Origin of the sequence: Sorangium sp. So ce406 (assembly GCF_051474675.1) — a bacterium.
GTDB lineage: Bacteria > Myxococcota_A > Polyangia > Polyangiales > Polyangiaceae > Sorangium > Sorangium cellulosum_G.
Window position 1 is genome coordinate 2,531,862 of record NZ_CP150340.1, and the last position, 20,229, is coordinate 2,552,090.

Below are 20,229 nucleotides of genomic sequence, written 5' to 3' on the forward strand. Positions count from 1 at the left end.
AGCGCGGCGCACGCGCGAGTGCGCGCGTGCGCGAGTGCGCGTGTCGGCGCGCCGGCCGCCCGCCGCGCGCAGGGCGCGCCGACACGCGCGCTCGCGCCGGAGCCCCGCAAGCTCCGGCGGCGCCCGCAATGGCGCCGCCGGATTCCCAGTCAACCATTCACGAAAGGTGAAAACAGATGGAAATCAAACCCACGCAGGCAGACATCGACAAGCTCGCGACCAAGCTGGATGAGCTCTCGGAGGTGCTCACCGAGAGCGAGCGGGGCCTCCTGCTCGCCATCATCAGCATCGCGGGCCAGTCGATCGCGGAGAAGGCGAAGGCGAAGCCGGCGGAGCCGACCGGCCCGACGAGCCTGCCCAGGCTGTCGGACGCCTTCAAATCGGCGTTCAAGGCGGGCGTCGCGGCCAGGTACGAGTTCGAGGGCGAGGCTGCCGCCAGGGAGGTCTCCGTCGGCGGCGCGACCGTCACCTGGACTAACTAGCCCATGAGCTCGTCGCCCAGGAACATCGCGAGCGAACCGGCGCCTGGCAACAGGCGACGTCTATCGCTCCTCGACGCGGCCGAGCCGGGGCAGGGAGAGGTCCGGCCCGGGTCACCGGGGGTCCGGGGCGACGTGACCAGGCTGGACGCAGCGACACGGAGATCGCGCGCGTCGTTTCGGGTCGCGCTCGTGACGATGCCGTTCGTGTCGATGACGAGGCCATCCATCCAGCTCGGGCTCCTCAAGGCCATCGGGGAGTCCCACGGGTTCCCGGTGACGACCCACCACCTGAACCTGGATTTCGCGGTCCAGGTCGGCCCGGCCGTGTACGAGCACCTCTGCCGGCATCGAGGGCGCCTGGTCGGCGAATGGCTGTTCTCCCTGGCGGCCTTCGGCGACCGGGCGCCCGATCTCGAGGACCGGTTCCTCGAGGACCTCCTGCCCGGCGCCGACGGCCAGCCCGCGGGCTCGCCCGAGTCGCCCGAGCGGCTGCGGGCGATCCGACGCGAGGTGGTGCCCCGCTATCTGGATCTCCTGATCGACGCGATCCCATGGGGGGATTTCCGGGTGGTCGGCTTCACGTCGACGTTCCAGCAGAACACGGCGTCGTTCGCCCTGGCGAGGCGCATCAAGGAGCGCCACCCGGGCGTGACGCTGCTCTTCGGGGGCTCGAACTTCGAGGGCGACATGGGGGTCGAGCTCTGCCGATCGATCGATTGCGTCGATTACGCCGTGTGCGGCGAGGGCGATCAGGCCTTCCCCGAGCTGCTCCTCGCGCTGCACGACGGGCGCGATCCGGCCGGGGTGCCGAGCGTCGCGTGCCGGCGGGGCGGCGAGGTGGTGAGCCCGCGGCCGCGCCCGCCGTTCGAGCGGCTCGACGAGCTGCCGGTGCCCGAGTACGGCGAGTATTTCGAGCGGGCCGAGGCGCTCGGTCTCCTTCCCCGCGCGGGCCGGCGCGTCGTCGACATCCCCTTCGAGAGCGCCAGGGGCTGCTGGTGGGGGGAGAAGCACCATTGCACGTTCTGCGGGCTGAACGGCTCGACCATGGCGTTCCGCGCCAAATCGCCCGAGCGCGTCGCGAAGGAGCTGGCCGAGCTCGCGCGGCGCCACAGGAGCTTCCAGTTCGAGGCGGTCGACAACATCGTCTCGAACGCCTACCTGAAGACGCTCTTCACCCGCCTCGCCGAGGAGCGGACCGATTACGAGTTCTTCTACGAGGTGAAGTCGAACCTCACCCGGGAGCAGATCAAGACGCTCGGCGAGGCCGGCGTGCGGCGCATCCAGCCGGGGATCGAGTCGCTGAGCAGCCACGTGCTCAAGCTGATGCGCAAGGGGGTGACCGGGATCCAGAACGTGAACACGATGCGCTGGTCCAGGTACTACGGCATCGGGGTCGGCTGGAACCTGATCTGGGGTTTCCCGGGCGAGACCGCGGAGGACTACCGGGAGCAGGCGGAGCTCATCGCGCAGCTCACCCACCTGGAGCCGCCCGGGGGCGCGGGCCCCATCTGGATGGAGCGGTTCAGCCCGATCTACGCGGATCGCGCGTCGTTCCCCGCCGCCTACGTGCGGCCGGAGAAGAGCTACGCGTATGTCTATCCGCGGCACGTCGCGCTCGACAGGGTGGCTTATTTCTTCGACTACCAGCTCGACAACACGCTGGCCGCGCCCGCGTACGAGGGGCTGTCGAGGGCGGTGACCGCCTGGATCGAGGCGTGGAAGCGGGCGCCGCGGCCGTCGCTCACCTACTGGTCCTCGCCGGAGCTGCTCCAGATCGAGGACCTGCGCGATCCGGCGCGCGCCGGCACGTACACGTTCGAGGAGCCGCTGGCCTCGCTGTACCTCGCGGCGAGCGATCGCCCGCTGGCGGTCGAGAGCATCGCCGCGAAGGCCGGGATCTCCGCGCCGCCGGACGAGGTCGAGGCCGCGCTGGTCGAGTTCTGCGCGAGGGGGCTGATGATGCGAGAGGGCCGGAGCTTCCTGGCGCTCGCGCTGCCGGCGAGCCCGGGGAGATGAGGAGCCGACGATGAGCGTGCACGTGGAAGAATCGCTGTCGCCCGCGGCGCTCGGCCGCGCCCGCGACGCCCTCGCGCGCCTCGCCGAGGCGCGGGACGGGGCCGGGAGCTTTGGCGATCTCCTCGAGCGGGCGGCGTCGCCCGGGCTGCCCGAGGACGTCGCGGTGGCCGGCCGCCTCGTCGTGCTCCGGAGCCAGGCGAGCGCCGCGCGGGCGCTCGGCTCGGAGGCGCGCGCGGCCGCGCTGTGGGCGGCGGCCGAGGGCCTCGACGAGGCCGGGCGCGCCGCGCTCGACGTCCTGCTCCGGCGCGCCCTCGATCCGGTCGAGGCGCTGGCGACCTGGCCGCTGGAGACGCTGTTCACCGCCGACGAGGCGGCGTGGCTCAGGGCCGCCCGGCCGAGCCAGGCGCCGGCGGCGCCAACGCGGCTCCGCTGGGCTCCGGGGCAGGACATGAGCTACGCGGGCTATGCCTGCGCGATCGTCAAGATCACCCGCCTCTGCAACCTGCGCTGCACGTATTGCCACGATTGGCGGGCAGAGACGAACCAGATCATGACATTCCCCGTGCAGGCCCGGCTCTTCCAGGAGCTCGTCGGGTCGGGACAGCACGGCACGATCGAGGTCGTGTGGCACGGCGGGGAGCCGACGCTGCTCGGCCAGAAGGCTTTCCTGAGGACGCTCGCGCTGGAGCGCTGGTTCCAGCGCCCAGGACAGCAGATTTTCAATCGCATCCAGACGAACGCCACCACGATGGATGACGCCTGGGTGCGGTTCTTCCTTCGCTACGGAATGCACGTCGGGGTCAGCATCGACGGGCCGCCCGAGCTCCACGATCGCACGCGCCTGCACGTGAGCGGCCGGTCGACGTTCGCGGACGTGCGCCGCGGCCTGCGCCTGCTGCGCGACGCCGGCCTGCTCAAGCACGTCTACCTCGTGATCGGCGGCGCGACGCTCGCCGCGGGCGCGGCGCGGATCGTCCGGTTCCTGCAGGAAGAGGGGCTCACCCGGGTCGGCGTGCTCCCGACCCGCCCAGGCAACGGCAATGGCGATGGCGCGGGGCGGCCGGGCGTTGAATGGGTCGATCGGGCGACGTACGTGCGCTTCCTGCTGGAGCTCGACCGGGCGCGCAAGGCGCAGCCCGAGCCGTGGATCCACGTGCGCGAGCTCGACAGCGCCGCGCGCGCCGCGCGCGGGGAGGTGGCGGGCCATTGCGAGCTGCTCGGCAGCTGCGTCGGTGCGTTCTTCTCGATAGAGCCCGACGGCAGCGTCGGTCATTGCGACAAGTTCGTCGGCGACCCCGATTACACGCTCGGCAACGTGCTCACCCAGAGCTTCGACGAGATGCGCGCCGGCCCGCGCGCGCAGGCGCTCGCGGCGGATAACCGCGCCGCGCAGGAGCAGCAGCGGGGGTGTCGCTATTTCAAGTACTGCCGCGGCTGGTGCCCGCACGAGCGCTACGTCGCCGAGCGCCACGATCCGGGACACGACCCCTCGTGCTGCGGTCTCTCCGAGCTGTTTCAGGTGCTGGAGGAGGAGGCAATCCATGCGAACGGTCCACGTCAATGAGGCGTCCAGGGAGCAGCTCGCCGCGCTGCTCGATCTGAGGCCGGAGGAGGTCGAGGCGCTCGTGCGGGCGCGCCCGTTCCCGGGGCTCGCGGAGCTCCGCCGCGCCCTGCCGTTCCGGGTGGCGCGAGGCGTGCGCGCGTTCGAGATCCCGAAGCTCGACATCAACGCCGCGAGCGAGGAGGAGCTCGCGCGCAAGGCGGGGATCCCGGCGGCGTCCGCCCGCGCGATCCTCGCGGCGCGGCCGCTCTACTTCCTCTCCGAGCTGCGCGGCCTCCCGGAGATCGACGCCGCCGCGTTCGACGCTGTCGCGGCGATCTTCGACGTCCCCGAGCTGGCCTACCGCGACAAGCTCACCGGGAGCCGCGTCGCGCTCGCGCCGGACGCGTCCGAGGTCGTGGTGACCTTCCGGGAGAGCGAGGCCGCCGCGCGCGCGCCGAGCCCCATGGCGCTGGGCCTCCGGGAAGACGCGCGCTCGGGGCCGCGCGCGAGCCACCGGCTCTTCCGCGTCCCCGAGACCGAGTCGGCGCCGCAGATCCTGGCCGATCTCAAGCGCGCGCCCGACGTGGAGAAGGTGACGCCCGCGTTCCGCGATCCGTCGGCGAGCCGCCGGTACATGGATCCCGAGCTGTGCGCGGTGCAGTTCGCGGACGGCGTCCCGGAGGCGCGGCAGGCGGAGATCATCGCCGCCGCGGGGTTCGAGATCGCGGAGCGCCACCGCACCCCGGGGCTGTTCACCCTGCGCCTCGTCGACGGAAAGAGGGAGCCGGCGCGGCTCACGCGCGCGATCGAGGGCCTGAACCGCCGGAGCGAGGTGAAGTTCGCCGAGCCCAACTTCATCGGCTTCGACGATCTCGAGGGCGGCGGGTCGGGCGCGCCGGCGAGCGGCGGGCCCGCGGCGGCCTGGAACCTCGCGCTGCTCCGCGCCCCGGACGCGTGGCGCTACGGCGAGGGCTCGCCGGACGTGATCGTCGCCGTGATCGACTCCGGGGTCGACACGTCGCACCCGGCGCTGAAGGACGCGATCCTGCCGCGCGGGGACGACGACGACTGGAACTTCGCGAGCGACGGGGTGCTCGTCCCCGACGACGAGGTCGGGCACGGGACGTTCATCGCCGGCATCCTGGTGGGCAGCGGCGCGCAGGCGATCCAGGGGGTTTGCCGCGGGTGCCGGCTGCTGCCGCTCAAGGTGCCGCTCTCGGGCGAGACGGCGAGCTATGCGCGGCGGCGCGACGCGATCCTCTATGCGCTGAGCCGCGTCCCGGCGGGGAAGCGGCTCGTGATCAGCCTGAGCTGGAAGACCAGCGGCGATGTCGGCCTCATCCGGGACGCCATCGCGACGGCCGTCGAGCGCGGGGCCGTCGTCGTCTGCTCCGCGGGCAACTGGCCCGATCAGGCCGATCAGCCGCATTACCCGTCCGATTACCCGTCGGTGATCTCGGTGGGCGCCGTCGGGCCGGATCGCGCCCGGTGCAGGTATTCGTTCTATGGCAAGGAGGTCGATTTCGGGGCGCCCGGAGGCTCGGGCTCGCACGATCCTGCCGAGAACATCCTCTCCGCGGCGATCGGCGGGGGCGCGCGGTCCGATTTCGGGACCTCCTTCGCGACGCCGCACGTCGCCGGCGTGGCGGCGCTGATCCTGTCCCAGGATCCCACGCTGTCTCCCGCCGAGGTGCGCGCGATCATGGCGGCGGCGGCGACGCCAGCGCGCGACCCCGGGCTCGGCGCCGGCCTGATCGATGGCGCCGCCGCCGTGCGCGCGGCGGCCGCGCGCGGCGGGCGCCCGCAGCAGCCCGCGGCGCCGGCCGCGCCGCGCCCCGCGCCGGATGGCGCCGAGCGCGACGGGGTGCTCGCCGCCCTGAACGAGAGCGATCCCGAGGAGCTGGCGGCGCGCTTCGGCATTCCGCGCATGACCGCGAGGATCCTCGTCGCGCACCGCCCCATCGAGGATGTCCGGCAGATCCGGGGGACGCTGGGCTTGCCCGACGAGACCTACGCGCAGATCGCGGCGCGCGCTGGACCGGCCGGGGTCCTGGCGGAGGACATCCATCGTCGAGCGCGGGGGGATGAGAGATGAAGAAAGAGATCCAGATCCTGGGACACACCCCGTTCGCGAGGGCGCTCCGGAGCGCGCTCTCCGGGGCGGGCGCGCCGCGCGGCGCGGCGTCGTCCACCGTCGTCCTCGCGTGCCACTGGGACGACCTCGCCGCGCTGCGGGCGTTCGACAGCCACGCGCCGTCGCCGTGGATCCTGATCGAGGCCGGCGACGAGGGGCAGGTGCTCGTCGGGCCGACGCTGGGCGCCGGCGGGTCGGGCTGCCTCGCGTGCTTCACCGCGCGCCGCCGATCGAACGGGGCGAGGGCGTGCCGGCCGGTCGAGGAGGCGCCCGACGCGCTGGTGGCGCGCGTCGCCGCGGCGTTGCGGCGCTTTCTTGACGGCGACGACGGCGGCGCGGCCCAGATCGAGCTGCTCCCGGACGGCGGGACGCGCCGCCACGACTTCGTCCCGGTCCCCGGGTGCTCGCGGTGTCGACAGGCGCCCCCGCCCGCGGAGGCGAGCGGCATCGACGCGCTCGTGAGCGAGCGGCTCGGCGTCGTGACGCGCGTCGACGAGATCGCCAGCGGTTTCCCGGGGATCGTGGCGGCCCTGGCGGTCGGCTGCTCCACCGATCCGCTCGGGTGGAAGCTGGGCGTCCGGGGGCTCAACGACGGCATCGCGGCCGACACGACGAGGGCGTCGGCCCGCGCCCGGGCGAGCGGAGAGAGCGTCGAGCGCTACTGTCCCGCGTTCGCGCCCGACGATCTCCCGCTGGCGCGCGCGCGCGATCTCGACGGACGGTGGCTCGACCCGCGCCGCCTCGCCCCGGGGGAGCCCTTCGACGCCGACGCGCCGCTGCGCTGGGCGCGCGCCACGTCGCTCGTCGACGACGCGCCCGTCTGGGTGCCCGCGGCATTCGTCTATTTCCCGTACCGCCGCGCGGAGGGCGAGCCCTCGCTCGGCGTGCAGACGACCTGCGGCCTCGCGCTCGGCCGCACGCTCGACGACGCGATCCAGCACGCGCTGGAGGAGCGCATCGAGCGCGACAGCGTGATGCGCGCGTGGCGCCTCCACCTGCCGGTCGAGCGCGTCGACGTGCGCCCCGTCCCGATCGAGGGGCTCCACCTCTGCCGGCTGCCGTGCGAGAGCGGCCTCGAGGTCGTCGTCTCGCTCCTCGAGCGGCCCGAGCCGCCGTACGCCGCGACCGGCCTCGCGGCGCGCCGATCGCTCGAGGAAGCGGCGCGCGCCGCGTCGCTCGAGACGGTGGTGGTCGACATCTGGCTGCGGGGGTGGCTCGCCCGCGGCGAGCCGCCGCCCGCGTACCCGCCCCGCACGCTGAGCGACCACCCGCGCGCGCACGCGATCCGGCGGGATCTGATCGCCAGCCGGCAGCGCTGGCTGCGCCCGGACGGCGTCGCGCGACCCCGCCCGCCGGCGCCCGGATGGCGGCAGATCGCGGCGCGGATCCCGGACGCGTGCTTCGTCGACCTCACGACGCCGGACGTCGCGCGGGCCGGCCTGCGGGTCGCGCGCGTGATCACGCCCGACCTCGCGCCGCTCGACTGCGACGCGCTGAGGCCGCGCCTCGACGGCGATCCGACCCCGCACCCGATCGGATGAGCGGAGCCGCCATGCAGCTTGTCTTCATCTGCGGCGGGCGGGGCACGCGGCTCGGCGATCACAAGCCGGCCGGGGTGCCCAAATCGATGATCGCGCTCGGCGCCGAGCCGCTCGTCGGCCGGCTCATGCGCCAGCTCCTGCCTTATCATGCGTCGAGCGCGCCCCCGGTCTTCGTGGTCGCGGGCGATGACGAGCACGTCGCGCGCTTCGCGCTGTCGCGGTGCCCCGGGGCGGCGATCGTGCGCCAGCCGGCGCCGGACGGCGTCGCCAGCGCGGCGCTCTGCGCGCGGCCCCTCGTGCGCGGGCCGGCGCTGGTCGTCCTCGGCGACCTCGTGCTCGACGGGCGCCTCGTGGAGCCGTGGCCGGCCGCGCCCGCGCTGGCGGTCTGGTCCGGCGGCGACGCCGCGAGCGTGCGGGGCAACTACGGCGTCCGGCTGCGCGGCGAGCTCGTGGAGGAGCTCGCCGAGAAGCCCCCGGATCCCGGCGATCTCGCCTGCGGTCTCGGCCTCTACCTGCTCACCCCCGAGGTCCTCGATCTGTTCGCGCTCGCGCCGATCTGCCCGTCCCGGAACGAGCGGGAGATCACCGAGGCCCTCCGCTTCGCGATGCGCCGGGGCGTCCGCTTCTCGGCGCTGCGGTTCGAGGGCCGGTACATCAACATCAACACCCCGGCCGATCTCGCCGCCGCGCGCGCGCTCGACGCGGCCGCGTCGCTGCGCGGCTGACGTGGCGCCGCCGCTGCGCGGCTGACGTGGCGCCGCCGCTGCGCGGCGGGCGCTCAGCCCGACGCGCACGCCGTCAGCGCGCGTGCAGGCAGCCGCGCTGCCTCCTCGAAGACGGCCTCGTACCGCGCGGCCGCGCGCTCCTCGGTGAAATCGCGGCGCGCCGTCTCCCACGCGGCGCGCCCGATCCGCGCCCGCAGCCCCGGGATCGTCAGCAGGGCGACGCTGCGCGCGGCGAAGTTCTCGACGTCGCGCACGTCGCAGAGGAGCCCGTTGTGCCCGTCCCTGATGACCTCGGGGAAGAAGGCCCGGCGCGCCGCGACGGCGGGTGTGCCCTCGGCGAGGCTGTCGAAGAAGCTCCAGTGCCCCGCGCTCTCGAAGATCGGAAACACCGCGGCGTCCACGGCGGCGAGGAGCTCGCGGTAGACGGGAAACGGCTGGATCCTCCGGAACATCAGCTCGCGCTCGGCGACGCCGGCGGTGCGGAGGGCGAAGTCCTTGAAGCTCTCGCCGCCGAGCGCGGCCTGCTCGCTGCCGTAGTGCGTGACCGGCTCGCCGACGACGAGGAACGCCGCCCCGGGCAGCGCGCGGCGGACCTCGCGCGCCGCCTGGACGAAGATGTCGAAGCCGCGCATGGCCTCGAGCGTCCTCCCGAAATAGCCGAGCAGCGGCGCGTCGGCCGGCAGCCCGTGCCGCTGCCGCAGGGCCCTCCGCTCGGCGGCGTCCCTGAGCGGCCCGACGCGGAAGCCCTCCATGCTGACCCGCACGCGCGGCGCGACGTCGCGCGGGAGCAGCCCCGCGGCGTGGCGGGACGGCGTGATGATGAGATCGGACGCGCGCAGGCTCTGGTCGACGAGGGCGCGGTGCGCCTCGCCGGCCTCGATGTCCTCGTGCGAGGGCGGGAACTCCGGGCGCGCGGTGGCCATCTCCCGGCCGGGCAGCTCGACATGGGAGACGACGGGCGCGTCGAGGACGCGCCGGATCTCGTGGGTGCAGCCGAAGCTCACCTGTCCGAACACCACGTCGAAGCGCTCGCCCCGGAGCGGCTCGATCGCGCTCGCGACCGCCCGCGCCGTGCCCAGGAACGACCCGACAGCGCGCTCGGCCCGGCTGCCCGAGGTGACGCGGGCCGGCGTGAAGGGGATCACGCGGAGCCCGGGCGCCTCGCCGGTGCCGTCCGGCGCGACGAGGGTGATCTCGTGTTTGCGGCGGAGCACATCGAAGATACCGGAGAACTGGCTATGACGCGCGAGCGCAATGGCGAGGATCTTCATTCGGCGCCGAGCCTCGCGCGCGGCGCGGAGGCGCGCAATGCCGAAGGCGGCTGCGCGGACATAGTGTGTCCGCGCCGCGCGAGCGGCCGTCAATGGCGAGGCGACGGCGTCTGGATCGGTCGCTTTTCCATTGCAACGTCGTCTCGTTCTTCGTTGCGGTGCGCGACTCGTGATCTCCGCTTCTGGCCGATGAGGTGAGCTCCTCTATCCTGGCGTGCTGACAGCGCGAACCTCGGTCTCCCGCAGTCGCGAGCCGCTCCCCCCCTGTCGCGAACCCCTGCGTTGAGGCAAACTGAGCGAGGTCCCCGCGTGCTTGCCCGCCTCCCCAGCGCACCGCTCTCCGGCGTCGGCAGCGTCGGCGGCGTCGGCAGCGTCGGCGTCGGATTCCGCCCCGAGCTCGCCGCCGATCTGCTGTCCGCGCCCGGCGCCGTCGACTTCGTCGAGGTCGTGGCTGAGGCCTGCTTCGCGAGCCCGGCCGCGCGGCGCGAGGCGGCCGCGATCGCCCGCATCTGGCCGGTGGTGCCCCACGGCGTGAAGCTCTCGCTCGGCAGCGCCGCGGGCATCGACCTCGATCGCGCCCGCCGCCTCGGGGCGCTCTGCCGGGAGCTCGCCGCCCCCGTCGTGAGCGAGCACGTCGCCTTCGTGCGCGGCGGCGGCCGCGAGATCGGCCACCTCACCGCGCTGCCGTACACGGTCGAGGCGGCCCGCGTCGTCGCGCGGAACGTCGCCGCGGCCCGGCGGGCGCTCCCGGACATCCCGCTGCTGCTCGAGAACGCCGCGCGCACGCTGCGCTTCCCCGACGACGACCTCGACGAGGGGCGCTTCTACGCCGAGGTCGTCGCCCGCACCGGCTGCGACCTCCTCCTCGACGTCGGCAACGTCTACGCGAACGCCGTCAACGACGGCATCGACCCCACCGCGCTCGTCCGCTCCTACCCGCTCGATCGCGTCGCGATGATCCACATCGCCGGCGGCGCCCGCGAGCACGGCTTCTACTTCGACACGCACGCCCACCCCGTCCCCGAGCCTGTCTTCGCGCTCCTCGCCGCGGTCCTCGAGCGCACCGGGCCGGTCCCGATCCTCCTCGAGCGCGACGGCGACTTCCCCCCGTTCGCGGCGCTCGCGGCCGAGATCGCGACCCTCCGCGACCTCGCCCGATCCGCGCCGCCCCGCCCCCCGCCGACGGCCGGGCGCGCAGCGGTACTGCAAATTTCCACTCACGATCCGGATCCGCCCGCCGGGGCCCCGGCGCTCGCTGCGGTCCAGGCGCACGTGGCCGAGCTGCTCACCGCGCCGCTGGATCCATCGCCGGACGGCGTGCGGCCGTTCGACGCCGCGGAGGTCGCCCGCTCGCGCGGGATCCTCCAGCGCAAGCGCGTGGACGACGCGCTTCCGCTGCTGCCGCGGCTCGCGTCGCACCGCGAGGCCGCCGCGCGCCTCGCGGCCCGGTGCCTCGAGGCGTCGCCGCGGGCCCCGCGCCTCGCCGCGGTGGCCGACGCGCTCCGGATCGCCGCGGCGGCCGAGGCCGACGCGCGGCTCGCGCCCGAGGCGGCCGTGGATCGCCTGCTCCTCCGCGCCCGCTTCGTCGGGCCCGCGGGCGACGGGAGCGTGCGGCCCCGGCTCCTGCCGTTCATTCGGCGAGAACGGCTCCCCGGAGGTCGGGTACTCTGGGCGATCAAGGGGATTGGCTCGAGCGCCGATGTCCGGCTCTTCGGGTCGCGAGGGTAGCGCATGAAAGAAGGAACGATCGCCCAGGGGAGCGCCGTCTCCAGGCTGCCGGCGCCCGTGCAGGCGCGGCTCACGGAGCTCAAGGAGAGCCTCGAGCGGACGCTCGGCGACGAGCTCGCGTGCCTGCTCGTCTACGGCAGCGCGGCGCGCGGCGGTTACCGCGAGGGGCAGAGCGACGTCGATCTGATGGTGGTGCTCAACGAGGCTTCCCGCGAGGGCCTCGACGCGATCGCCAACGCGCTCAGGATCGCGCGCTACGCGGCCCGGATCGAGGCGATGATCCTCACCGTCGCCGAGATCCCGCGCGCCGCGGACGTGTTCCCGCTGCTCTACGACGACATCCGCCGGTGCCACGTGCTCCTCTCCGGGCGCGACCCGTTCTCGGCGCTGGTGATCGACGGCAAGAACCGCCGCCTGCGCGTCGAGCAGGAGCTCCGCGAGGCGCAGATCCGGCTCCGCCGCGCGGTGGTGGACGGGATGGGCTCGGACGAGGCGCTGCGGGGCGCTGTCCTCCGCAAGGTGAAGCAGATCCGCGGCCCGCTGCACGCCCTGCTCGGCCTGCACGGAATCGACGGGGACGGCGGGGACGACGACCTCGCGACCGTGCTCGCCGGGGCGGGCAAGCACCTCGGCGTCGACATGGCCCCGCTCCAGCGGGTCCACGAGGCGCCGGGCGCTGCCTACGAGGCGCTCGCCGCGCTGCTCGCGCGCGCGGTCGACGACGTCGATCGGCTCGAGCACCAGGGGTCGCCGTGATCCACGAGATCTTCGACTTCTTCCCGTTCAACATGGAGTCGGGGCCGGCGTTCCTGCTCTTCTACGGCGCGCTCTCGCTCTCCGGCCTCATCTTCGCCATCCTGCTGCGCAACGCGATCGGCGCCTCCCTCGACCGGTCGGCGCAGCCCGTCGGCGCGCCGGCGGCCGCTGCGGCCGCGGCGGGCACGCCGTACCGGTTCCATGCGCAGCCGCCGCAGCGGCAGCGGCTCTCGGCGGGCTGGATCCCCCAGCCGGACGAGTACTGGGCGATCGCGTACCTCCGGGACCAGAGCAAGGGCGTCGCCGAGACGCTGATCGCTGTCGCGATGGCCGCGGGCTGGCTCGTCCCCGCGGGTGACGCGAACGACGCGCCGCAGGCGTTCCAGGTCATGGGCGGCGCGCCGCCGCGCGACAGGGTGCTCGCGGCATTTCACAGCGCGCTCTCCTCGAGGGGGGCCGCGGGCGCGACGCTCTCGGTGGCGCAGCTGCGCGCCTCCGCCGACCAGATCGCGCAGCGGTTCGAGCAGGAGCTCCGCGGCGAGCTCGCGGCCGCCGGGATGCTCCGCACGCCGGGGACCCTGAAGACGCTCTCGGCCGTGATCTGGGCTGTCGGCCTCGCGCTCCTCGGGGTCGGGTTGATCCGCGTCCTTCGCGCGGAGGAGCTCAACCGTCCCCACACGCTGCTCGTGATGGAGATGATCGCGCTCCTGTTCGCCACGTGGCTCGTGGCGATGGCCACGAGCAAGTACAGCAGCCTGAGGGCGAGCTACCTCGCGTGGCTCGACGACTCGACCGTCTCGCTGCGCTCGGACGTCGCCAGCGGTCGCCGCCGGGACGCGGTGGACATCGGCCTGACGGTGGCCGCGGGCGGCGCGGCGATGCTCGCGATGTCGCCGCTCTTCGCGCCGATGGTGTACGCGATGGGCCCGCCCGTGGCGGTCTCGACGGGCGGCGGCTCGTCGGGCGGATCGAGCTGCAGCTCGTCGAGCTGCGGCGGCGGCGGCGGCTGCGGTGGCGGCGGCGGCTGCGGCGGTGGTGGTGGCTGCGGCGGGTGACGCCTGCTTCGAGGTGCTCGACGCCCTCGGCCTCTGCCGGCTCACCCGGCGCGCCGGCGACCTCGACGGCGCGGTGCCGCTCCGGGTGGCGAAGGCGTGCGTGCCGCTCCTCGAGGGCAACGCGTTCGGGCTTCAGATCACGCTGGCGCGTCCGTTCGAGGTGCAGCGGCGGCTCGGCTCGCTGCGCGCCGAGCCCGCGGGGGAGCACCGCGAGGCGCTGCTCCGCGCGCACCGCGCCGCGCTGCCCCGGCTGGTCACGCAGGGCTTCCTGGCGCCCGAGGGGGCGTGGCACCGGGCGCTGCGCGGCGGCATCGCCTGGACGTGCCGGACGGCGCTCGGCCCGCCGCGCCTGCGGCTGTGGACCGGGCTCCTGGTGCGCCCGGATCCGGGCCTCTGGTTGCGGGTCGCGGGCGCGGCGAACCGCCGGAACGTGCTGATCGACGTGAGCGAGGCGTATCTCGCCGACGACGGCGCCTTCGTGCCGCTGGTGGTCGAGCTGCGCGTCCGCGACGAGGCGCCCCGGGTGCTCCGGCTCGAGGGCGAGATCGGCTGCGTCGCGCCGGTGCTCCCCGACGTGCAGATCGAGGCCTGCGCGCTCGCGGACGCCCCCGAGGTGGGGCGGGCACATGCGGCGTTCTACGACGCGAAGTACTTCGCGGTGAAGAAGGGCGAGGTGACGCGCAAGTACCGGCGCCTCGTGGGGGGAAAGGCGAGGGCGGGGGAGGGGCGCGCGGGAGCGGGGGGCGCGGCCGAGGGGAGCGCGGCAGGAGGGAGCGCGGAGGAAGGGAGCGCGGGAGCGAAGCGCGCGGGGCCGGCGCGCGCGCGGCTGGTCGTGGCCGGGCCGGGGGCGCCCGAGATCGCCGAGGTCACCGAGGTCACGACCGCGGCGGGGCCGGATCCGGTCCCCTGGCGCGGGGGAGCCCGGCGGCTCCAGTCCATCGTGGTGAGGAACGCGGTGCCGTTCCGCGCGACCTTCGACGGGCACACGCTCGCTGTCGCGCCGGAGGCGCCGCGCCTCGCCGAGGGGGCGGCCGCGGTGGAGCGCACGTTTGCCCGGGTCTTCGGGGAGGATTTCGTCGCCGCGAACCGCGGGGCGCTCTGGTACCTGACGAAGTACTTCACGCCCCATCCGCCGGGCGAGCCGCACTTCTTCGTGAAGCCGTGGGCCTTCACCGCGACCCCGCCGCGCTGGTCGAGCCTGCTCGAGGGCATCCACGGCGAGGGCTACGACGTGATGCGCGGGGTGGTCGCGACCGACGTCTTCTTCGCGACACCGGCGGTGTTCCACGTGCGCCGCATCGGCGCGGCGATCGAGGTGCCCGAGGGGGCGCCGCTGCTCCGGATCCTGCCCATCCCGCGCGACCTGCTCCGCGCCGGCTTCCGGGAGGCCCGCTTTCTCGACGGGTGAGCGGAGGCGGGGGAGAAGAGAATTTGAACCACAGAGGCACAGAGGGCACAGAGGAAGAGAGATGAGGCTCCTCGACGAGCTCGCGGCGCGCGGCTTCGCGGTCCTGCGCGGCGACGAGGGGGCGCTGGCGCCGGAGGAGGCGGCGCGGGCGCCGTGGGGGTTCGCGGAGCGGCTGCTCGGGACGAGGCCGCTCCTGGTCGAGCGGCAGCCGATCAAGGCGGTGCCGGGGGGGAGGTCGTTCGCGGCGAGCTCCGCGGCGGCGCCGCTCCACACGGACAGCCAGTGCTTCGCGGGCGCGCCGCCGGCGGTGCAGATCATGGCCTGCGTCAGGCCCGCGGAGCGCGGCGGGGGCTGCCTCCTGCTCGACGGCTGGGCGCTGCTCGCGACGATCGAGCGCGACGATCCCGGGCTCTTCCGCGCGCTCTTCACGGTGTACAGGCGCATCCCCTTCGTCTTCGGGGACTTCTTCGGGCCCACCGTGTCGCTCCGCGGCGGCGCCCTGGCGCTCACGCACGCGCCGATCGTGCCGCCGGGGGATGCGATCGCCGCGCGGCTCGCGCGCTTCGTCGAGGCGTCGCGGCGCGAGGTGATCGAGCTCTCGCTCGGCGCGGGGGACATCCTGGTGGTCGACAACCGGCGCATGCTCCACGGGCGGCGGGCGTTCGAGGGCGGGGCGCGCGAGTTCGTGCGGCTCCTCGTCTGGACGGAGGCGAAGCTGCCGTCGCCGCGCGCGTACCACGCGCTCGCCGCCCAGGTCGCCGAGGCCGCCACGCGCCGCCTCGCGGCCGCGCCAGAGGCCACGCGCCGGCGGCTCGGCCTCGGCGCGCCGCCGCCGCCCGAGGCCCGCCGCCGCCTCGGGGTCGTCCTGGAGATGCTGCGCGGCGTCCCGCCGGGCGTCCTCGCCGCGCGCGAGCGCATCCCCGAGCCCGAGCTCTACCGCCTCCGCGACGCGGCGCTCGCCGCCGCTGAGGAGGCGCTCGCGGGCGATGCGGAGGGCACGGACGACGGCGCGCTGGCCGAGGCGATCGCCGAGATGAGCGCCCTTGACGTGAGCTGCGCGCCACGCCGATGACGGACAGGCACGGATCCAGGCAGACGTTGTTCGGCTACCGACGCGCGACCGCCTGCGCGATCGCGCCGCGCGCCAGACTCGGAGGTCATGATGCGTCGACAGTGTATCTTGCCGATCTGCATCGGTGTTGTTGTCCTCACAGGATGCAGCGATGAGAGCCAGACCGATGGCTCCGGCGGCTCGTCGGCGTCGACGAGCACGACAGCGTCGAGCACGACGGGGATGGATTCATGTGGCGACATTCAGACAAGATGGGTCGAATGCGACGACTGCATGAAGACCAACTGTTGCGTGGAGGCGAATGCTTGCACCGACGATGAAGTGTGCGCCGAGTGCTTCGCGTCTGGCAATTACACCCCGTGTGCTGGTTGGGACTCCGCGATGAACCTCATCCTTTGTGTGGCTGACGACGGCTGTATCGATATCTGCAGTGGCGCTTTCTGATCTCCGTGTACGATGTGGTGGGCGCAGCGCGTGCGGTCGTCGCACGACCTCGGTCGCCGGAGGCTCCGCCGCGCGACCGATGCCTCCCGCCGCGCCTCGCGCGCGCTCTTCCGGGTTGGTGCGCCGCCGCCGCCGGGATACGTTCTCGAAGCATGGCGTCACGTCCTCTCGGAGCGGCCTCGCTGTGTGGGATCGCCCTCGCCTGCGCGGCCTGCCGGCCGGCGGTGGAGCCGCTGCCGGCCCATGTGCGCATCTCGATCGACGGCGCCGTCATCAGCCCGGCCAAGGCGGACGGGCGTCAATGGGACGGCATGGGCGCGGTCGCGCCGGGGGCGCTCACCGCCATCGGCGGCCTCCTTCGCACGGAGCACCCAGCCGCGGCGGCCGCCAGCGTGGCCGGGTTCGCCGCGGAGGCGGCGGGATCCGGGACCGAGCCGCCGGAGCCGTTCGGCTCGGCGGAGCTGTTCGTGGGCGCGCGATCGCTCGGGAGGCGCACGCTCGATCGATCGGGGCAGCGCGACACGTGCACGCCGGGATGGAACGGCCCGCCGACGTGGCGTCGCGTGCCGCTCACGCCGGACGTCCACCTGAGCGGTGAGCTCATCGACAGGGACCTCATCAACGACGACTTCATCGGCAGGTTCGCGATCAACCACGGTCACCTCGTCGCGGCGCTCCGGGCCCGCACCGTTCATCCGGTTGCGGTCGACAACCAGGCCGCCGGACAGGTGCTGTTCGTCTGGATCGAGGTCTGGCCAGATTAGCCGGCCACATCGCCGGCCAGATCCGCCGGATGAACGTTGCCCGGACGGCAGAGGAGCGCGCATCGGCCACCCCGGAGCCCGCGCGCCGGTGATGCAAACCTGCTCGGCCGGTTCTGCGAGGCGCTGGTCCCGGTGTATCCTGCCTCTTGCCGCCCGTGGGACTCCGGGGCGATTCCCGAGCCCAGTCTGGTAACTGTTTAGGTAACTCGCCCCACCATTCCCCGGGCGGCTCTTCTCATGTCGCCCGCGTCAGCCTCGCCCCCCGCCCGCTTCCACACCGAGCGCGTCGAGCGCGAGGACCTCGTCATGTTCATCAACGCCTGCTTCGCGTGCACCGGGCAGGCCGAGTTCTACGGATCCTCCGGCGGACAGGTCGTGTCCGTCGAGTTCCTCCACGAGTACATCCTCGGCAATTACCGGCGCCTCTACGCGCGCACGCTCGCCGCCGGCATCAACCACTTCAACCAGGCCCTGATCGCCGTGAACCTCCTCGCGACCGGCGCCGAGACGCCCCCCGCCGACCGGCGAGAGGAGGGGCTGCTCATCGCGGCGGCGCTCCGGGAGCTCCCGCCGCAGCGCGCGCTCCGGGCGCTCCGCGCCCTCCGGGAGCGCCGCGTGAACAACCGCCGCGCGCGCGCCGTCATCCGCGACTACCTCGCCGGCCGCCCGGATCCGGCCTTCGACGCGGTCAAGTACCGCGCCCACGTCCGCGCGCTCGCCACGCACGCTCACCTCCGGCTCCCCGGCGAGCTCGGGCCGTTCCTGTTCGAGCCCGATCGTCGCGCGCCGTTCGAGGCGCCGCTCCTCGAGCGCGCGCGGCAGGCCCGCTACGCGAAGGAGGCGATCTTCGACCTGCCGCTGACCGTCGCCGAGGGGCTCGCCGCGGCCCGCGGCGTCTCGCGCGACGAGCTCCTGCGCCGCGCCGCCCCGCGCATGACCGAGGGCGAGCGCCTGCGGCTCCAGCGCGCCGCCGGGCGCGAGGACGTGGACCTCGCCGTCGACCTCGGCCGCGCCCCGCTCACCCGCGTCGCCCTGTACGCCCTCTCCCTGCCCGAGAAGGCGCGCCGTGACCGCCGCGAGGAGCTCCACGCCGCGCTCGAGCGCGCCGCCGCCCGGGCGCTCCGCAAGAGCCCCGCCGCGCTCGGGCGCGTGGCTGCAGTCCTCGACCGGAGCTACTCGGCGTCCGGATCGAGCGAGAAGCGCCGCCGCCCGCTCGCCGTCGCGCTCGGGGTGAGCTACCTGCTGCGCGCCGCCGCCCGCGAGTACCGCGCGTTCTGGACCGCGCCGACGCCCGACGAGATCCTCGTCGACGCGCGCGGCCAGACCGACCTCGCCACGCCGCTGCTCGACGCGCTCGCCTGCCGCCCCGACGTTGTGGTCGTCCTCTCGGACGGCTTCGAGAACGACCCGCCGGGCGCCGCCGCGGAGGTCGCCCGCTGCTTTCGCGCGCGGCTCGACCCCGGGCAGCGCACCTCCATCGTCCACATCAACCCCGTGTTCGACAGCGAGCGCTACGCGCCCCGCGGGCTCGGCCCGTCGATCCCGACGGTCGGCCTGCGCGACGCGGAGGACCTGCCCACGGTCCTCGGCTTCGCCCGGTTCGCCGAGGGCACGGCGCCGCTCGCGGAGCTCGAGCGCTACCTCGCGCAGCGCGCGGCCGCGTTGCTGTCGCGGCACGGCCGGCCCTCGGGCGTCGCCGGGCCGGCGGAGGCGCCCGCCGGATCGAGCGAGGAGGCCGTGGAGGCGCTCGCCGCCTCGGGCGAGGAGGCCGTGGAGGCGCTCGACGCGGCGCCGGGAGCGCCCTGATGGCCAAGGCGCCCGCCCTGCTCCGATCTCTCGCGCTCCGGGGTCTCACGGCCACGCACGCCCAGGTCTTCGCGGGCGTGCGCCTCGTCCCGCTCCTCCGGGCCGCGCCGCGGGGCGACCTGCGCATCGCCCGCCGCGGGTACGACGACCCCATGGCGCTCGTCGATGTGGGCGAAGGCTCGCTTTACTGCTCGAACTACGTGCCGCACGCGCTCGTGGTTGGGTGGACCGACGACGGCTCGCCGGTCGCGTCGTACGGCGCGGCGCTCGCGGGACCTGGCGAGCGCAACCCGCTCGCCAAGCTGGGCTGGGGCGTCAACCTGCTCCACCGCATGGTCCGGCGCGAGGCGCGCGGCGAGGATCCGGCCGAGCGGAACCGCCTGCGCCTCCTGCCGCAGCACCTCGCCATGGAGGGCTTCCTCGCCCTGCACTTCAACGCCCCCGAGATCGCCTGGTCCGAGTACTCGCGGCGAGCGATCTCCCGCGGCCTCGACCCGCGCACCGAGACATCGCTCTCCGGCCGGGCGATCCCGAGCCTGGAGGACGCGCTGCGCGTGTTCGAGATCCATCAGGGCCAGAGCGGCCTCCTGCTCTTCATCGGCGAGCTGCTCGCGTCGGTGTTCGTCGTGTCGCACCCCGACGACTACCGCGCGCTGCACCGCACGCTGATCGAGGATTTCTTCGAGCAGACGCTGCTCCATGCGGCCCGCCACAACGGCGACAGCCAGGCGTTCGTTCACACGTTCGACGCGGCGCAGGTCGGATCGCTGGACGACCTGCGGGCCGCGCTCGATCGCGCTCGGGCGGAGGCCGGCGCGCTGCACGTGGACACGGCCGCGGGCCTCCTCGGCCGGCCGATCACGGCGGAGCGCGTGTACCGGGCGGGGCCGTTCTCGCTGCAGCGGTTCATGACGGAGCTCGATCCGGCGCTCGACAACCACATCGGCGAGGCGATCGTGCGCGACGACGGCACGCTGGAGTACGCGAAGACCTACCGGCTCTCCGCGGGCCAGGTGCGGCGCGCGCGGCTGCTCCAGCAGCTCGCCGCGCACGCGTGGAACCTGGACGCCACCGCGGCGGCGCTCCGGATCGCGCGCGACCAGCTTCTCCGGCGGATCGACGGGGAGGGGTTCGGGTATCTGATCGCGGAGCACGTCCTCAAGGCGGCGCTGAAGCGGACGCGCGAGCGCGCTCGCTGAGGCGCTCCCGGCAGCGAGGAAGAAGGGCAATCTGCTCCGCCGAACGAGCTCGTCTGTTCGCGTTCGACTTCCGATGTACGCTCAATTCGAAGGGCGCCCATCGCCTCTCTCACCACACACCTCGTTCACCTCACGAGAGGCGCGGCCGCTGGGGCGATGGCTGTTGCTGCGGACACCCGAACGCGTCGCGGACAACGGGTCCTGGAGGCCGCCGAAGGCATCATCGGCGTGCCGCTCGTCGGCGTCACGGATCAGGAGCGGACCACCACGCCGACCGAGCGCCTC

The 20,229-nt window shown here is 74.1% G+C and carries 15 protein-coding genes; 14 read left to right on the forward strand and 1 reads right to left on the reverse strand.

Features of this window, described 5'->3' with window-relative positions; all coding sequences use genetic code 11:
* The first annotated feature begins 176 nt into the window (after positions 1-176).
* The 6 genes from WME96_RS09500 to WME96_RS09525 are packed head-to-tail and all read left to right on the forward strand — an operon-like array spanning position 177 to position 8,441.
* The gene (locus tag WME96_RS09500) at positions 177-482 is read left to right on the forward strand and encodes a hypothetical protein (RefSeq protein ID WP_433934926.1); all 306 of its coding nucleotides are present in this window, start codon (positions 177-179) and stop codon (positions 480-482) included.
* Between the two features lie 3 nt (positions 483-485).
* Entirely contained in the window at positions 486-2,498 is a 2,013-nt protein-coding gene (locus WME96_RS09505; protein ID WP_437289824.1) for a RiPP maturation radical SAM C-methyltransferase, read from the forward strand.
* Positions 2,499-2,508: 10 nt separating this feature from the next.
* Complete coding sequence (locus tag WME96_RS09510) at positions 2,509-4,062, forward strand: radical SAM protein (RefSeq protein ID WP_437289825.1); 1,554 nt, start codon at positions 2,509-2,511, stop codon at positions 4,060-4,062.
* Entirely contained in the window at positions 4,040-6,136 is a 2,097-nt protein-coding gene (locus WME96_RS09515; RefSeq protein ID WP_437289826.1) for a S8 family peptidase, read from the forward strand. Before WME96_RS09510 ends, WME96_RS09515 begins: the two co-directional genes overlap by 23 nt.
* Entirely contained in the window at positions 6,133-7,716 is a 1,584-nt protein-coding gene (locus WME96_RS09520) for a YcaO-like family protein (protein WP_437289827.1), read from the forward strand. The genes WME96_RS09515 and WME96_RS09520 overlap by 4 nt, the downstream gene beginning before the upstream one ends.
* 11 nt (positions 7,717-7,727) lie before the next feature.
* The gene (locus WME96_RS09525; RefSeq protein WP_437289828.1) at positions 7,728-8,441 is read left to right on the forward strand and encodes an NTP transferase domain-containing protein; all 714 of its coding nucleotides are present in this window, start codon (positions 7,728-7,730) and stop codon (positions 8,439-8,441) included.
* Between the two features lie 53 nt (positions 8,442-8,494).
* On the opposite strand, the gene WME96_RS09530 is transcribed toward WME96_RS09525, so the two are convergent.
* On the reverse strand, positions 8,495-9,712 hold the full coding sequence (locus tag WME96_RS09530; protein ID WP_437289829.1) for a glycosyltransferase: 1,218 nt from the start codon (positions 9,710-9,712) through the stop codon (positions 8,495-8,497).
* 309 nt (positions 9,713-10,021) lie between these two features.
* Here WME96_RS09530 and WME96_RS09535 point away from each other — a divergent pair, with 309 nt between their 5' ends.
* The 8 genes from WME96_RS09535 to WME96_RS09570 all read left to right on the forward strand — a co-directional run bounded on the left by WME96_RS09535 (position 10,022) and on the right by WME96_RS09570 (position 19,944).
* Positions 10,022-11,440: a DUF692 domain-containing protein gene (locus WME96_RS09535; RefSeq protein ID WP_437289830.1), complete on the forward strand. Its 1,419-nt coding sequence runs from the start codon at positions 10,022-10,024 to the stop codon at positions 11,438-11,440.
* Between the two features lie 3 nt (positions 11,441-11,443).
* The gene (locus WME96_RS09540) at positions 11,444-12,196 is read left to right on the forward strand and encodes a nucleotidyltransferase domain-containing protein (protein ID WP_437289831.1); all 753 of its coding nucleotides are present in this window, start codon (positions 11,444-11,446) and stop codon (positions 12,194-12,196) included.
* The gene (locus tag WME96_RS09545) at positions 12,193-13,251 is read left to right on the forward strand and encodes a hypothetical protein (protein WP_437289832.1); all 1,059 of its coding nucleotides are present in this window, start codon (positions 12,193-12,195) and stop codon (positions 13,249-13,251) included. The genes WME96_RS09540 and WME96_RS09545 overlap by 4 nt, the downstream gene beginning before the upstream one ends.
* Positions 13,235-14,659 carry a hypothetical protein gene (locus WME96_RS09550; protein ID WP_437289833.1) on the forward strand — a complete coding sequence of 475 codons (1,425 nt, stop codon included), beginning with the start codon at positions 13,235-13,237 and terminating at the stop codon, positions 14,657-14,659. The genes WME96_RS09545 and WME96_RS09550 overlap by 17 nt, the downstream gene beginning before the upstream one ends.
* Before the next feature lie 61 nt (positions 14,660-14,720).
* Positions 14,721-15,731: a TauD/TfdA family dioxygenase gene (locus WME96_RS09555; protein ID WP_437289834.1), complete on the forward strand. Its 1,011-nt coding sequence runs from the start codon at positions 14,721-14,723 to the stop codon at positions 15,729-15,731.
* A gap of 596 nt (positions 15,732-16,327) precedes the next feature.
* Positions 16,328-16,939 carry a hypothetical protein gene (locus WME96_RS09560; RefSeq protein WP_437289835.1) on the forward strand — a complete coding sequence of 204 codons (612 nt, stop codon included), beginning with the start codon at positions 16,328-16,330 and terminating at the stop codon, positions 16,937-16,939.
* Positions 16,940-17,176: 237 nt separating this feature from the next.
* On the forward strand, positions 17,177-18,745 hold the full coding sequence (locus WME96_RS09565; protein WP_437289836.1) for a hypothetical protein: 1,569 nt from the start codon (positions 17,177-17,179) through the stop codon (positions 18,743-18,745).
* Complete coding sequence (locus WME96_RS09570; protein WP_437289837.1) at positions 18,745-19,944, forward strand: ARPP-2 domain-containing protein; 1,200 nt, start codon at positions 18,745-18,747, stop codon at positions 19,942-19,944. Before WME96_RS09565 ends, WME96_RS09570 begins: the two co-directional genes overlap by 1 nt.
* The last annotated feature ends 285 nt before the right edge of the window (positions 19,945-20,229 follow it).